The sequence below is a fragment of the Exiguobacterium sp. UBA3968 genome (assembly GCF_002385115.1).
GTDB lineage: Bacteria > Bacillota > Bacilli > Exiguobacteriales > Exiguobacteriaceae > Exiguobacterium_A.
The window spans coordinates 1-13979 of record NZ_DGCW01000002.1 but is presented as its reverse complement, the minus strand read 5'-3'; the positions used below and the strand labels follow the sequence as shown (position 1 = coordinate 13979).

Here is a 13979-nt window from a genome sequence, read left to right as displayed (position 1 = left end):
ACTTTTTTGAAATTGTTTTTTACTTGTTTGCCGTAAGCGCTCGTCCTCTTAAGGACATGAATTAATATATCACGATAATTAGATAGGCGCAACTACTTTATTAAAATAACTTATAGTTTTTTTAGAGCATGTAAAAACCGCAGACAAGAATGGCTGCGGTTTACTTCATCATCAATGAGACGCGTCTTCTTTTTGCTTCGCTTATATAGAAGAAATACAGTGATTCCGCTAACTTCATTTGTGCTTCTAAATCACCATAGTCATCATAGCTGATTTCTAGAAGATGGCGTTTCATCAAATAATCTTCTTTTGCTTTTGCTAATTCTTCTAACAAACGCTCGTCGTACTCACTGCGAATCTTCTTTCGAAACCAACTCATAGTTCGCGACGTCCCTCCATTGCACGAGATAACGTCACTTCATCTGCGTATTCAAGATCTCCACCAACCGGAAGACCATGGGCAATCCGAGTGATCCGAATACCCGTCGGTTTTAAGAGACGCGATAGATACATCGCTGTCGCTTCTCCTTCGATGTTCGGATTGGTTGCTAAGATGACTTCCGTAATCGCTTCGTCCGCTTGAAGGCGTGTCAGCAGACTAGATACATTGATATCCTCTGGACCGATCCCTTCCATTGGACTGATCGCTCCATGTAAGACGTGATATAACCCTTGGTAATCTCGCATCTTTTCCATTGCAATGACATCCCTTGAATCTTGGACGACACAGACGATCGTACGGTTTCGGTGTTTATCTGTACATACATAACAAGGATCTTGATCCGTGATATTCCCGCAAACGCTACAGTAGGCAATATCGCGCTTCGCACTGACCAATGCCTTTCCGAACATCAAGACATCGTCTTCTTCCATATCAAGGACATGAAACGCTAGACGAACTGCTGTCTTCGGACCAATCCCCGGTAGTTTTGTAAAACTTTCGATCAAACGACTAATCGCTTCAGGATATTGCAAGTGGTTTCCTCCTACGAATTAAAACATTCCCGGCAGATTCATACCTTGTGTGAATTTCCCCATTTTACTTGAGACGAGTTCATCGACTTTCTTCAAAGCATCGTTCGTTGCAGCTAAGACGAGATCTTGAATCATTTCAACGTCATCTGGATCAACGACTTCTTCTTTAATGATGACATCTATGATATTTTTATGACCATCGGCGACGACTGAGACCATTTCTCCTCCTGCTGTACCTGTCACTGTCAAATCTTTTAATTCTTCTTGTGCTTTCGCCATATCCTTTTGCATCTTCTGCATCTGTTTCATCATATTATTCATGTTTCCCATTCCGCGCATCTGTATTCCTCCTCGAATTTAATCTTCGAACTCTACGATATCACCAAAACGACCAAGCGTCTCGGACAATAACTGATCGCTCTCCGATTCTTGTTTTGTTTCCTTCTCTTCTATACTACTACTATTTCGCTTAGCAACAAACTCTGCCTTCAGTTCATGCCAATCGTTTGAGAGAATCGCTAAAATTTCGCGTTTGACGCCGCATATTTCATATAATGCTTCTTCAATCACGAAACGTGTTCGTTCATTGGTCATGACTTGCTCGAAATGCCATCCCTTACCGTCATCGAATTCGATCAATAGCGTATCCGCAGAGCAGAGAACCGGTTTACTTTCATGAAGCAACGAGTAGATTGGTCCATCTTCTTTTAGAATCCACTTTAGGATATGATCCCAGCGTTCCTGAATCTCACGCAACTGGGCTTTTTCTGCTCGTTCTAGCATTTGGCGAATCCGCTCTTTGGCGATTCGAACGGTTGGTCGTCCTTGTTTCCGCTTCGGCTGCGCTTGTGGTGCAGCCGCTTCTTGAGCTGGAACACCATTCGACTTCCACTGATGCATCTGTTCCTTCATTTCGCGGACTTCCTGCTGCAACGCTTGGACGATCTGCCCCGTCGTTCTTCCTTGTTCCGCGATTTGAATGAAGGCAATCTCAACGAGGACCCGCGGATGATTCGTTAATCGCATTTGTTGTTGGCAGTCATGTAACTGATCAATGATCGTAAAGCATGTCTCTGCTTCAATCGATTCAACGAATTGTTTGAACTCATCCGTCGGGCGAGCACGCTCTAGCAAGTCGACAGCTGTAGGAGAGGCTTTCAATAATAAGGTGTCTCGGTAAAAGAAGACAAGATCCTCAACGAAACGTTTTAAATCTTTTCCCGCTCGTTGCATCGTCTCAAGCGTCTGTAACAACTGGTCGACTTGATGTTCATGCAAGGCACGGGCAATGTTTAGTAATGCTTCATCTTCTACTGCCCCTGTTACTTCAAGAACAGCAGCATCGTTCAAATCACCGTTTGAAAAAGCAACCGCTTGGTCGAGTAGACTCAGTGCATCACGCATGCCACCATCCGCTGCACGGGCAATCAATCGTAAGGCCGTATCCGAATACTCGATCGATTGATCTTTTAAGATATATTGCATCCGTTCTACAAGTTGATCGACTTCATGCCGCTTTACATCGAAACGTTGGCAGCGGGAGATGATCGTCGCTGGGATTTTATGTGGTTCGGTCGTTGCTAAGATGAAGATGGCGTGTGCCGGCGGTTCTTCTAGTGTTTTAAGCAGTGCATTAAAGGCGCCTGTCGACAACATGTGTACTTCATCAATGATATAGACTTTATAGGCTGCTTCTGAAGGGGGATATTTGACTTTATCCCGGATTTCCCGAATTTCATCTACGCCGTTATTGGAAGCGGCATCGATTTCGAAGACGTCCGGACTTGATCCTTCCGTGATCGCAAGACACGTGGGGCACGTATTACACGGTTCTTTGACCGGAGCATGCTCACAGTTGATCGCTTTAGCGATGATTTTGGCAAGACTCGTTTTTCCCGTTCCACGAGGACCCGAAAATAGATAGGCGTGGGACATGCGTCCCTCCATCAATGCATTTTGGATCGTACGGGTGATATGCGCTTGTCCAACGACTTCGTCGAAACGTTGCGGACGGTATACGCGGTATAGTGCTTGATAGGCCAAGTTTGCGCCTCCTCTTTTTAAGTTCCTCATTCTATTTTACCTAAAAAAGTCTACAACCGAAACCGGCTGTAGACTTGTCTTTAAAAATTAAACTGCCGCGCACCATATTCTGAAATATGTTCAACATGCGTTACTCACGCAGCCTGCTCAGTCCAAGCACCCCTGCAACACACAGAGAGCACCACTTAAGGCTGCTTCCTTCCGGACCTGACCTGGTTCATGGGTATCTGTTGCGCAGGACTCAAACGTCAACGCTACTTACGTGAGGCAGACCACACCAATCATATCCCTCGACATGGAATTCAGTCTCGCTATAGCGGATTGCGAGTGACAGGGAACCGCTACATCCCCACCTAGCACGGCAAATGGTTTATCGATTTTTAGTGGCACCTTGTTTCAGTGCTTTTTCATTATACTGTTTCATCTGGTGTGATGCAACCCATTGCCCGCTTTCGTGCTTTCTTTTTCGCACGTAGTTCCCGAAAGAACGTCGTTAGCATCTCCCCACACTCTTTTTCTAATATACCGCTCGTCAACTGTGAGACATGATTGAACCGATCGTCTTGCACCAAGTTCATCAGTGTTCCACAACATCCACCCTTCGGATCGACGGCACCAAAGATGACATGTTCGATCCGTGACAGCATGATGGCACCCGCACACATCGGACACGGTTCGAGTGTCACATAGAGCTCACACCCTTCAAGTCGCCAGTTCCCGAGCTTTCGGCAAGCTTCCTCAATCGCGATCAACTCGGCATGTGCCGTCGCCTGTTGATCCGTTTCCCGGTGATTGTAACCCGTCGCGATGACTTCATCGTCTTTGACAATGACACATCCAATCGGAACTTCTCCAATCTGTTCTGCCTTTTTTGCTTCTTCGATCGCAAGTCGCATATAGTGTTCCTGTCGTTCCATCGATGATACTCCTCACTCTAAAAAAATTCTCCTTTTGAAACTTCAGCAAGTCGTACTTCTTTGTGCTAAAATATAAATTGCACTTTGCTGAACGGAGGGTCATTGTATATGTTCATAACGGTTGAAGGACCGATTGGTGTAGGCAAAACATCACTTGCGAACGCCATCAGTCACCATTTCTCTTTTTCTATGTTACGCGAAATCGTCGAAGAAAATCCCTTTCTTGGAAAGTTCTATGAAGATATCGAAGAATGGAGCTTCCAGACGGAAATGTTCTTCTTGTGCAATCGCTTCAAACAACTCGATGATATCGAACGTCATTACCTCAGTAAACAACGCTCTGTCGTTGCTGATTACCATATCTTTAAAAACTTAATCTTTGCACACCGCTCTCTCAAGGTAGAGCACCTCGAGAAGTACCAACAAATCTATTCGATCCTGACGACGGACATGCCGAAACCGGATGCTGTCATCTACTTGAACGCAAGCATCGACACCTTGATGAAACGTGTTGCGCTACGCGGACGAGAAATCGAAGAAAATATGTCACGTGCTTATCTCGAACAATTGGCAGAGGATTATGAGACATTCGTCACGGAATATCAAGCCAAACATCCGGAAGTCAAAATCATCCGTTTCGACGGGGATGCACTCGACTTCGTCAAGCGACCGGAAGATCTCGAGTACGTCTTGACGACGATCCGGAACGAATTATATGAAGGAGCGAACCACGTATGAACTTGAAGCTACGCGAAAAATACAATATCCCGGCAGATGCCGTCATTACGATCGGCGGTATGGTTGGGATCGGTAAATCAACGATCACAAACGGATTGGCAGATGCCCTTGGTTTCCGGACGTCACTCGAAAAAGTCGATACGAATCCTTACTTGGATAAATTTTATCATGATTTCGAGCGCTGGAGCTTCCATCTCCAAATCTATTTCCTGGCTGAACGCTTCAAGGAGCAAAAACGGATTTTCCAATACGGTGGTGGTTTCATCCAAGACCGTTCGATCTATGAAGATACAGGAATCTTCGCTAAGATGCATTTCGAAAAAGGAACGATGTCTCCAACGGACTATGAAACGTATTCAAGTTTATTTGACGCGATGGTCATGACACCATTCTTCCCACATCCAGATCTTTTGATCTATCTCGAAGGTTCGTTCGAGCAAGTCCTTGAACGGATTCGTCTTCGCGGACGTGAGATGGAGCAACAGACTCCAATCGAATATTGGGAAGAGATGTATGAACGCTATACGAACTGGATCAACAACTTCACGATTTGCCCGGTACTCCGCTTGTCGATCGACGAATACGATTTACTGAACGAGCCAGAATCGATCGATCGGATTCTCGCGAAGATCGAAAAACAACTTGAAGTTGCGCGCATTGCCAATACACGATAACTGATCAGATCTGCCTCTTAGGCAGATCTTTTTTTGCGCAAAAAAAAGGAGACGCGTCTCGCATCTCCCTCCTATTAACCAATCACTTGATTGATCTGTTCCATATGGTGTAAATCATGTTGAGTCATCGCTCCGAGGAACTGACCAATCGTCAACTCTTTGTCTTTAATGACGACCTTGTCCTGCAGGCGATCTTCTGGAATCAATTCGACTGCACGGCGCAATAAGTCACGGCTGACTAAAAACTCATCAATCGTCAAGATCCGTTGTTGCTCACGGCTCATCTTCGCTGCTTCATCATTGACGGCTTGGCTATCCGGCGCAACACGGAATGGTTCACCCGCGAGCAAGTACGGAATACGCTCTGCGACCATGAAACGATCCCATGGTGATAAGTGACCAATGATCTCAGCAACCGTCCACTTACCTTCCGCATACGATGTCCGCCATGCTTCTTCTGAAATCTGTTCTAGGTCTTTTACATATGTCATCGTCATCGCATAATGCGAAAGCAACGATTCTTTTGTTTGTTCGTTCATTTCGTCCACCTCTTCTTCGTTTTTCACGTAGGCAACCATAGCATGCACGAAGAAATCGATGCAACAAAAAAGCACCTCAGAATTGAGATGCTTTATAAAAAGCGGAGTCGGTGGGATTCGAACCCACGCGAGCCTTGCGACCCCTAACGGATTTCGAGTCCGTCCCCTTCAGCCGGACTTGGGTACGACTCCATGATTATATTTATTTTTGGGTAAAAAAAAAGAAGTGGAGGAGGCGGTGGGATTCGAACCCACGCACGGCTTTCGCCGCCTGACGGTTTTCAAGACCGTTCTCTTAAACCACTTGAGTACGCCTCCAAGCTATAAAACGTGCATGTCGTTGTCAAAAAATAAAAATGGAGGAGGCGGTGGGATTCGAACCCACGCACGGCTTTCGCCGCCTGACGGTTTTCAAGACCGTTCTCTTAAACCACTTGAGTACGCCTCCGTACTTCTTACCAGATCATGATGACCTGTCTGTTTTCCTGACATTAATTATGATAGCATCTGCCTTTTAACGTGTAAAGACCTTTTCTAAAAAAACTTTTTAAAATACAGAAAGGGGGATTACTCCCCCTTCTGACTTAAGCTTGAATCACTTCAAGACCACCCATGTATGGACGAAGTACTTCTGGAATAACAACTGATCCATCCGCTTGCTGGTAGTTCTCTAAGATCGCAGCAACTGTCCGACCGACTGCAAGAGCAGAACCATTCAACGTGTGAACGAATTCTGGTTTCGCGTTCGCTTCGCGGCGGAAACGGATTTGCGCTCGGCGTGCTTGGAAATCTTCAAAGTTTGAACAAGAAGAAATTTCACGGTAGACGCCTTGACTTGGCATCCAGACTTCGATGTCGTATTTCTTCGCAGCCGTGAATCCAAGATCAGCTGTACACATGCTCAATACTTGATACGGCAGTTTCAGCTTTTTCAAGACCGTCTCTGCTTGTCCCGTTAACAATTCAAGTTGCTCGTAAGATTCTTCTGGTTTGACGAAACGAACGAGTTCAACTTTATTGAATTGGTGCTGACGGATCAAACCGCGCGTATCGCGTCCGGCAGAACCAGCTTCTGAACGGAAACATTGGCTGTATGCGGCATAGCCGATCGGTAACTGATCTGCAGTCAGGATTTCTTCGCGGTGCATGTTCGTCACTGGAACTTCTGCTGTCGGTACAAGGAAGTAGTTCGTCTCTTCAATCTTGAACGCATCCTCCTCGAATTTCGGCAGTTGTCCTGTTCCTGTCATTGAATCGCGGTTGACCATGAGTGGCGGCAAGATTTCTGTGTAGCCGTGCTGATCTTGATGGAGATCCATCATGAAGTTGATCAATGCCCGCTCAAGACGTGCCCCTGCCCCACGATAAAAGACAAACCGGCTACCTGTGACCTTTCCAGCACGCTCTACGTCAACGATCTTTAATTGCTCCATCAAATCCCAGTGCGGAACCGCTTCGAAATCAAACGCTGGTTTATCACCGACTTCACGGATGACGACATTGTCATCTTCAGAAGAACCGACCGGTACGCTGTCATGTGGAATGTTCGGAATACCGAGGAGAAGTTGATTCAATGTCGCTTCGACGTCACGTAATTCGTCGTCAAGCGTCTTGATCTCGTCCCCGACACTACGCATCGCAGCAATCGCTTCATCTGCATTCTCTTTATTGCGTTTCAGTTCAGCGATTTTTTTCGTCGCTTCATTTCGTTCTGCTTTCAACACTTCTGTCCGCGCAATCAGTTCTCGACGCTTCTCATCAAGTGCAAGGAAACGGTTCATGTCCGTCAAGTCCTCTCCTCGGTGCGCTAACTTTTCTTGAATGGCGTCAAAATCTTGGCGTAATCGTTTAATATCAATCATCTGCAATTCCTCCTTTATGTCATAAAAAAAGGCGACTCGTCTCTTTCCGGTATTCCTACCGAAAAGGGACGAATCACCTGGATCCGCGTTGCCACCCTCATTGCTAGACACATCTAGCCAACTTAAGACGCGATAACGGGCGTACCCGCACCTTGTTCGCAAGGTGTGCGATCCGGCTCGATTCAATCCATCGATCTGACTAGTTCACACCACCCACTAGCTCTCTTAACAGTATCGATACATCTACTTGGTCCGTTCATAGCATCTTTATGAGATTAGTCTTACTTTACACCATCGTCTTGGAAGTTGACAAGAGCCGATTGTTGAATCGCTTGTTCAATTTGCTTCGACCAAGCCGTCCAAGCGCGGACGAGGCGTGTCGGAACACTCGCAAGTGGAACGGCAGTTGCGCTATACAAATTCACACGCGGTGTCTCAAAACCTGGTAGATAGACCCCATCGTCCGCGACCTGTACCGTACCGACGACTTCTTGTTTCGTCACAGGAGCTGTTGTTTTTGAGAAGTCGAACCGTGGTTCCCGCGTCTTCGCTTGTTTTAAGACCGTGATGTATAACGAACCGTCCGTGACGACGTCTAACTGCCGGACGGTTGCCCCTTTAATCGGAAGAGCGTCTTTGATCCGTTCCCCTTTTCCGTAATACGTCAACGGCTCAAACGTCGCAAAACCATAGTCGAGTAGCTTTTTCGTTTCCTTGAAACGGGCTTGATCGGAATCCGTTCGCATGACGACCGTGACAAGTGTCATATTATCCCGCGTCGTTACGCTCGCGAAGCAGTAACCTGCTAAATCGGTCGTTCCTGTCTTCATCCCCCGCATGCCAGCATATGCGAATTTTTCCTTCGCCAGCATCTTATTCGAGTTATTCAAGACCTCTCCATCAAGTTTCATCTGTGTTTTATTCGTCACATCCAGTACATCCGGATAATCCTTGATGTAGCGGATGACGAGTAACGCGATATCCGTCGCTGTCATCAGATTTGTTCCTGGAAGCGTCGCATCGACAGCATCTAGACCAGAGGCATTCGCATACTCTGTATCATTCATCCCGAATAACTTCGCTGTCTCATTCATTTCTTCAACGAACGTCGCCTCTGAACCGGATACCGTTTCGGCTAGCATGACGGCTGCATCATTGGCTGATTTAATGAACGCCGCGTTATACATCTCACGAACCGTATACGTTTTTGCTTTAACGGGAACACGAGCGATGCCGGACGTGTTCGCAAGCTTCAACACTTTTGCACTCGGTTTGATTTTTTGATCCCACGTCAGCTTTTTTAATTCGATTTGTCGTCGAACGAGGTAAAGCGTCATCAGCTTTGTCATCGAAGCCGGTGGTAGAGAAACATCCGCTTCCGATTGAAGGAGGATTTTTCCTGTGACCGCATCGGCCATTATGTAAGACTCTGCTTGAATCGAAGGTGCCGCTTGTCCAGTTGTAGGAAAACCTACGACCAGCAGGACACTTAAACAGAGTAGCAAGATTCGTTTCATCGTGTCTCTCCTTCACTCAATCATTCATTTTACAAATAGTGTAGCACAAAAGAAGCACCCGACAGTAGAACCTGTCAGATGCTTCCACGCTTTACGAACGGATCGATTGACGCTGTTTAATCTTTTGTAAAAAATACTGATGTAAGCGATCGTCCTCTGTCAATTCAGGATGAAACGAGCACGCGAGGTGAAGTGATGTCTCGACAGCGACGATTTGGTCTTCAACCTTCGCGATCACTCGTGTTCCTTCTCCGACAGATAGAATCAATGGCGCTCGAATGAAGACTGCCTCAATCGACTCCTCAATTCCTTCAACCGGTAGCAATCCTTCAAATGAATCGATTTGTCGACCGAAAGCATTCCGACGGACCGTCATCGAAATCACGTTGAGATGACTCTGACCTGCTTCGACAGCGGTTGCGAGTAGAATCATTCCGGCACATGTTCCGAACATCGGTAACGTCGTCGCTTTTTCCCGAAGCGGTTCCAGCAAGGCATAACGCTCAATCAATCGACGCATCGCGGTCGATTCGCCGCCGGGTAAGACGAGTCCATCCAGTCTCTCGAGATCACTCGCATGTTTGACGAGAACGACCTCTACACCAAGACCTTCAAGTTGCTGTCGATGCTCACGGACCGCTCCTTGAACATCAAGAATACCGATTACCATCCGCGTGTCGCCATCCGTTCTTCAAACGGCATCGAAGTGACATCGATTCCCTTCATCGCTGTTCCGAGCCCTTTGGATAAAGAGGCAATCCGTTCAAAATCATCTTTATACGTAACCGCCTCAACAATCGCGCGAGCCACACGTTCTGGGTGTTCTGATTTAAAGATCCCCGATCCGACGAAGACACCATCTGCCCCTAAATGCATCATGAGAGCGGCATCAGCTGGTGTCGCAACTCCTCCGGCTGCAAAATTGACGACTGGTAGACGTCCCTGTGTCCGAATATCTCGTAATACTTCGTACGGAGCACCCCACTCTTTCGCAAATGTCATCAATTCATCTGAACTGACATGCAAAATCTGATTCAATTGCGCTTGAATTTGTCGCATATGGCGAACGGCTTCGACGACGTTCCCAGTTCCAGGCTCGCCTTTTGTCCGAATCATCGCCGCTCCTTCGGCAATCCGGCGAGCGGCTTCCCCAAGATCACGTGCGCCACAGACGAATGGTACGGTGAACTCCGACTTCAGTAAATGATATTGCTCGTCTGCCGGAGTCAGTACCTCGCTCTCATCGATGAAATCGACCCCCATCGATTCAAGGACACGCGCTTCGACGATATGACCAATTCGGCATTTTGCCATGACGGGGATCGAGACTGCCCCAAGTACTTCTTCCGTGATCAACGGATCTGCCATCCGTGCCACACCTCCGTCACGACGAATATCCGACGGGACACGTTCGAGTGCCATGACTGCAACAGCTCCTGCTGCTTCCGCAATCTTTGCTTGTTCCGCATTGACGACATCCATGATGACGCCACCCTTTTGCATTTCAGCCATTCCACGTTTGACACGATCCGTTCCTTGTTGACGTTCCATATCCATTCCCCCTTGGTTGACTTTCACCCCTTTAGTATACGGAACGTTGACACTTTTAAAAGTATCAGTTTATGATGATTTCAACAGGTCAGTTTATTATGAAGGAGTCATACGAGATGGACATGCTATCATTTCAACTTACACGCAATCAAGAGAAACCTCTTTATGAACAACTTTATCAACAGATCCGAAACGAAATCATCGCCGGACGTTTAGCGTACGGCACGAAACTGCCTTCTAAACGAAAGCTCGGTCAATTCTTGAACTTAAGTCAAACGACGATTGAGCTTGCTTATCAACAACTTGTCGCAGAAGGTTATGTCGAATCCATCTCGCGTAAAGGGTATTTCGTTCTTGCCTATGAGGAACTTGCTTACGTCAAAACCTCACCCGTCATCGAACCGCGTGTGACTAAAGAAAAACCGGTCATCACGTATGACTTTCATCCAAGTAAGATTGAAGGGATCTCTTTCCCGTTCACCCGTTGGCGAAAGTATGCCAAAGACATCATAGATACCGATCACCATCCACTCGTCTCGCTCGGTCATCCGCAAGGCGATCTAACGTTGCGCGAAGAGATTGCGACTTATCTCTATCACTCACGTGGTGTCGTCTGTTCTCCGGAACAGATCGTCGTCGGTTCAGGTATCGAGCAACTGTTGCCCATCGTTCTTTTCTTACTAGGACGAAACGTCACGTACGGCATCGAAGATCCCGGTTATCATACGACACGCCTCTTGCTTGAAAATCATGAACGAATGATTGAACCGATTCGTGTCGATGCGAATGGATTACGCATCGATCAACTGCAGGAATCAAATGTTGATGTCATGTATGTCACACCGGCACATCAGTTTCCGTCCGGTAGCATCCTGTCCGTCAATCGAAGACACCAGTTGTTGAACTGGGCGGCGATGGATCCGACCCGTTTTATCATAGAAGACGACTACGATAGCGAATTCCGCTATAGCGGTAAATCGATCCCGTCTTTGCACAACATGGACAGCAATCGTGTCATTTATATGAGTACCTTCTCAAAATCGCTCATGCCTTCACTACGGATTGGTTATATGGTCTTACCGGAAGTCTTACGCGCACAGTATCAAGCCGAATTATCCCATTATACTTGTAGTGTCTCACGCTTTGATCAAACGATCTTGACACGTTTCATGAAAGAGGGCGACTTTGAACGACATCTCAATCGGATGCGTAAAGTCTATCGTCGTAAACTAGATGTGCTGATCCAATCGCTTCGCCGGATCCCTGCCTTACGGTTGACTGGCGAAAGTGCTGGACTCCATGTTGTCGTTTCCGTAGCGAACGGAATGACGGAGCAAGAGCTAGTAAAGCGGGCACAACAACAAGGCATCCAAGTATACGGTCTCTCTCAATACGCCCAGTTACCGTTTCTCTCCAATACGCCTCAAATCGTTCTTGGATTTGCGAGTCTCTCTGAGCATGAGTTGACGGAAGGATTACAATTATTGATAGACGCATGGAATCTGCATAGATCATCATAAAAAAAGCCTCGCCTTTCTGCTAGAGAAAGACGAGGCTTTTGTTTATTGACGTGTGTAGTTAGAGGCTTCTTTGGTAATTTGAATATCGTGCGGATGGCTTTCTTGCAAACCAGCGCCCGTCATACGGATGAACTGTGTCTCTTCACGCAATTCTTCTAACGTCGCAGAACCACAGTATCCCATACCTGAACGAATACCACCGACGAGTTGGTACACTGAGTCACCGAGTTTACCACGGTAAGCGACCCTTCCTTCGATTCCTTCTGGAACGAACTTCTTGTCTGCTTCTTGGAAGTAACGGTCTTGGCTACCGCGTTTCATCGATGCTTCAGAACCCATACCACGGTACGTCTTGAATTGACGTCCTTGATAGATTTCCATCTCACCTGGGCTCTCTTCTACTCCTGCAAGCAAGCTTCCGAGCATGACAGCGTGACCACCAGCAGCAAGTGCTTTCACGATATCGCCAGAGTACTTAATGCCACCGTCAGCGATGATCGAAACGCCGTGTTTACGTGCTTCTGTCGCACAATCGAAGACGGCTGTAATCTGTGGTACACCGACGCCTGCAACAACACGTGTCGTACAAATCGAACCAGGTCCGATACCGACTTTAATGACAGATGCGCCGGCTTCAATCAAATCGCGTGTTGCTTCTGCAGTCGCAACGTTGCCCGCAATGATTGGTAAGGTTGGATATTCTTCACGTAATTCACGTACCTTGACGAGAACACCTTCTGAGTGACCGTGAGCTGTATCGACGACGAGTGCATCAACACCTGCATCGACCAGGAACTTCGCACGTGTTGAAGCGTCTTTCGTCACACCGACAGCTGCTGCGACAAGTAAACGACCAAATTGATCTTTCGCAGCATGTGGATACTGTTCGACTTTTTCGATATCTTTTGTCGTGATTAATCCTTTTAACACACCGTTCTCATCAACGAGTGGTAACTTTTCGATGCGATGCTTGTGGAGAATCTGTTCTGCTTCTGCGAGGGACGTACCAACTTTTGCTGTCACGAGTTCTTCTGTTGTCATGACTGTTTCAATGACAGTCGAATAATCCTTAACGAAACGAAGATCACGGTTCGTCAAAATTCCTACTAATTTACGCTCTGTTTCGTTGTTAACGATCGGAACACCTGAGATGCGGTACTTACTCATCAAATACTCAGCATCGTAGACTTGACGCTCTGGCGTTAAATAGAACGGATTCGTGATGACACCATTTTCAGAACGTTTGACGCGATCGACATGTTCTGCTTGCTCTTCCATTGACATGTTCTTATGAATGACACCAAGACCACCTTGGCGTGCCATTGCGATTGCCATCGGAGCTTCTGTGACTGTATCCATCCCAGCACTGATCAACGGAATATTAAGTGTGATCCCTTCACATAGCGTGACAGATAAATCAACGTCGCGCGGTAAGACACTCGAACGACGGGGTACGAGTAAGACGTCATCAAACGTCAAACCCTCTTTAGCAAATTTGTTCTCCCACATGTTATCCACTCGCTTTCTCTTTTATAAAAGAATATTGATGTTATGGTAACAAGCAGAGGGTGTCATGTCAATGACTCGACCAATAATCAGAACAGTCTGAAGTTTCACATAACACAAAAAGACCGACCTGCAAT

At 46.8% G+C, this 13979-nt stretch carries 14 protein-coding genes, 3 tRNA genes, 1 other RNA gene and 1 other annotated feature; of the genes, 3 read left to right on the top strand and 15 right to left on the bottom strand.

What is annotated here, in order from left to right; translation table 11 throughout:
• Positions 1-160 precede the first annotated feature (160 nt).
• The 6 genes from B3S86_RS00125 to tadA all read right to left on the bottom strand — a co-directional run bounded on the left by B3S86_RS00125 (position 161) and on the right by tadA (position 3935).
• Positions 161-379 carry a YaaL family protein gene (locus tag B3S86_RS00125; RefSeq protein ID WP_050679042.1) on the bottom strand — a complete coding sequence of 73 codons (219 nt, stop codon included), beginning with the start codon at positions 377-379 and terminating at the stop codon, positions 161-163.
• Positions 376-975 carry a recombination mediator RecR gene (gene recR / locus B3S86_RS00120; RefSeq protein ID WP_023469882.1) on the bottom strand — a complete coding sequence of 200 codons (600 nt, stop codon included), beginning with the start codon at positions 973-975 and terminating at the stop codon, positions 376-378. Before recR ends, B3S86_RS00125 begins: the two co-directional genes overlap by 4 nt.
• An 18-nt stretch (positions 976-993) precedes the next feature.
• Positions 994-1314, bottom strand: a complete 321-nt coding sequence (locus tag B3S86_RS00115; protein WP_290747845.1) for a YbaB/EbfC family nucleoid-associated protein — start codon at positions 1312-1314, stop codon at positions 994-996.
• Positions 1315-1332: 18 nt separating this feature from the next.
• Positions 1333-3018: a DNA polymerase III subunit gamma/tau gene (gene dnaX, locus B3S86_RS00110; protein WP_035409912.1), complete on the bottom strand. Its 1686-nt coding sequence runs from the start codon at positions 3016-3018 to the stop codon at positions 1333-1335.
• A gap of 95 nt (positions 3019-3113) precedes the next feature.
• Positions 3114-3380, bottom strand: an RNA gene (ffs, locus tag B3S86_RS00105) — signal recognition particle sRNA large type.
• 48 nt (positions 3381-3428) lie between these two features.
• Positions 3429-3935: a tRNA adenosine(34) deaminase TadA gene (gene tadA, locus B3S86_RS00100; protein WP_035409909.1), complete on the bottom strand. Its 507-nt coding sequence runs from the start codon at positions 3933-3935 to the stop codon at positions 3429-3431.
• A 108-nt stretch (positions 3936-4043) separates the two neighbouring features.
• Between tadA and B3S86_RS00095 the strand changes: the two genes are divergently transcribed.
• Both B3S86_RS00095 and B3S86_RS00090 read left to right on the top strand, forming a co-directional pair.
• Positions 4044-4673: a deoxynucleoside kinase gene (locus B3S86_RS00095; protein ID WP_035409906.1), complete on the top strand. Its 630-nt coding sequence runs from the start codon at positions 4044-4046 to the stop codon at positions 4671-4673.
• The gene (locus tag B3S86_RS00090; protein WP_023469877.1) at positions 4670-5347 is read left to right on the top strand and encodes a deoxynucleoside kinase; all 678 of its coding nucleotides are present in this window, start codon (positions 4670-4672) and stop codon (positions 5345-5347) included. Before B3S86_RS00095 ends, B3S86_RS00090 begins: the two co-directional genes overlap by 4 nt.
• A gap of 74 nt (positions 5348-5421) precedes the next feature.
• Here the strand turns inward: B3S86_RS00090 and B3S86_RS00085 are convergent, their stop codons facing one another.
• From B3S86_RS00085 to pdxS, 8 genes are all read right to left on the bottom strand, one after another.
• On the bottom strand, positions 5422-5886 hold the full coding sequence (locus tag B3S86_RS00085; protein ID WP_035409903.1) for a DinB family protein: 465 nt from the start codon (positions 5884-5886) through the stop codon (positions 5422-5424).
• A gap of 102 nt (positions 5887-5988) precedes the next feature.
• Positions 5989-6078 (bottom strand) — tRNA-Ser (locus B3S86_RS00080).
• 35 nt (positions 6079-6113) lie between these two features.
• A tRNA-Ser gene (locus B3S86_RS00075) sits at positions 6114-6204 on the bottom strand.
• Between the two features lie 39 nt (positions 6205-6243).
• Positions 6244-6334, bottom strand: a tRNA-Ser gene (locus B3S86_RS00070).
• A 136-nt stretch (positions 6335-6470) separates the two neighbouring features.
• Positions 6471-7748: a serine--tRNA ligase gene (gene serS / locus B3S86_RS00065; protein WP_035409899.1), complete on the bottom strand. Its 1278-nt coding sequence runs from the start codon at positions 7746-7748 to the stop codon at positions 6471-6473.
• A gap of 61 nt (positions 7749-7809) precedes the next feature.
• Positions 7810-8017, bottom strand: a binding site (T-box leader).
• 12 nt (positions 8018-8029) lie between these two features.
• Positions 8030-9265, bottom strand: coding sequence for a D-alanyl-D-alanine carboxypeptidase family protein (locus B3S86_RS00060; RefSeq protein ID WP_035409897.1), 1236 nt, complete (start codon positions 9263-9265; stop codon positions 8030-8032).
• 91 nt (positions 9266-9356) lie between these two features.
• Positions 9357-9935, bottom strand: a complete 579-nt coding sequence (gene pdxT / locus B3S86_RS00055; RefSeq protein WP_290747830.1) for a pyridoxal 5'-phosphate synthase glutaminase subunit PdxT — start codon at positions 9933-9935, stop codon at positions 9357-9359.
• Entirely contained in the window at positions 9929-10816 is an 888-nt protein-coding gene (gene pdxS / locus B3S86_RS00050) for a pyridoxal 5'-phosphate synthase lyase subunit PdxS (RefSeq protein WP_290747827.1), read from the bottom strand. Before pdxS ends, pdxT begins: the two co-directional genes overlap by 7 nt.
• A 116-nt stretch (positions 10817-10932) precedes the next feature.
• On the opposite strand from pdxS, the gene B3S86_RS00045 reads away from it, so the two are divergent.
• The gene (locus tag B3S86_RS00045; RefSeq protein WP_290747824.1) at positions 10933-12336 is read left to right on the top strand and encodes a PLP-dependent aminotransferase family protein; all 1404 of its coding nucleotides are present in this window, start codon (positions 10933-10935) and stop codon (positions 12334-12336) included.
• Positions 12337-12378: 42 nt separating this feature from the next.
• Here the strand turns inward: B3S86_RS00045 and guaB are convergent, their stop codons facing one another.
• Positions 12379-13845: an IMP dehydrogenase gene (gene guaB / locus B3S86_RS00040; RefSeq protein WP_290747821.1), complete on the bottom strand. Its 1467-nt coding sequence runs from the start codon at positions 13843-13845 to the stop codon at positions 12379-12381.
• Positions 13846-13979: the final 134 nt, after the last annotated feature.

What these genes read in the sequence shown, in the direction of transcription:
- B3S86_RS00085 (WP_035409903.1), bottom strand. Translation starts at nt 5,886, where the DNA reads ATGAACGAACAAACAAAAGAATCGTTGCTTTCGCATTATGCGATGACG.
- B3S86_RS00115 (WP_290747845.1), bottom strand. Translation starts at nt 1,314, where the DNA reads ATGCGCGGAATGGGAAACATGAATAATATGATGAAACAGATGCAGAAG.
- guaB (WP_290747821.1), bottom strand. Translation starts at nt 13,845, where the DNA reads ATGTGGGAGAACAAATTTGCTAAAGAGGGTTTGACGTTTGATGACGTC.
- B3S86_RS00060 (WP_035409897.1), bottom strand. Translation starts at nt 9,265, where the DNA reads ATGAAACGAATCTTGCTACTCTGTTTAAGTGTCCTGCTGGTCGTAGGT.
- pdxT (WP_290747830.1), bottom strand. Translation starts at nt 9,935, where the DNA reads ATGGTAATCGGTATTCTTGATGTTCAAGGAGCGGTCCGTGAGCATCGA.
- serS (WP_035409899.1), bottom strand. Translation starts at nt 7,748, where the DNA reads ATGATTGATATTAAACGATTACGCCAAGATTTTGACGCCATTCAAGAA.
- B3S86_RS00045 (WP_290747824.1), top strand. Translation starts at nt 10,933, where the DNA reads ATGGACATGCTATCATTTCAACTTACACGCAATCAAGAGAAACCTCTT.
- B3S86_RS00095 (WP_035409906.1), top strand. Translation starts at nt 4,044, where the DNA reads ATGTTCATAACGGTTGAAGGACCGATTGGTGTAGGCAAAACATCACTT.
- pdxS (WP_290747827.1), bottom strand. Translation starts at nt 10,816, where the DNA reads ATGGAACGTCAACAAGGAACGGATCGTGTCAAACGTGGAATGGCTGAA.
- B3S86_RS00125 (WP_050679042.1), bottom strand. Translation starts at nt 379, where the DNA reads ATGAGTTGGTTTCGAAAGAAGATTCGCAGTGAGTACGACGAGCGTTTG.
- tadA (WP_035409909.1), bottom strand. Translation starts at nt 3,935, where the DNA reads ATGGAACGACAGGAACACTATATGCGACTTGCGATCGAAGAAGCAAAA.
- B3S86_RS00090 (WP_023469877.1), top strand. Translation starts at nt 4,670, where the DNA reads ATGAACTTGAAGCTACGCGAAAAATACAATATCCCGGCAGATGCCGTC.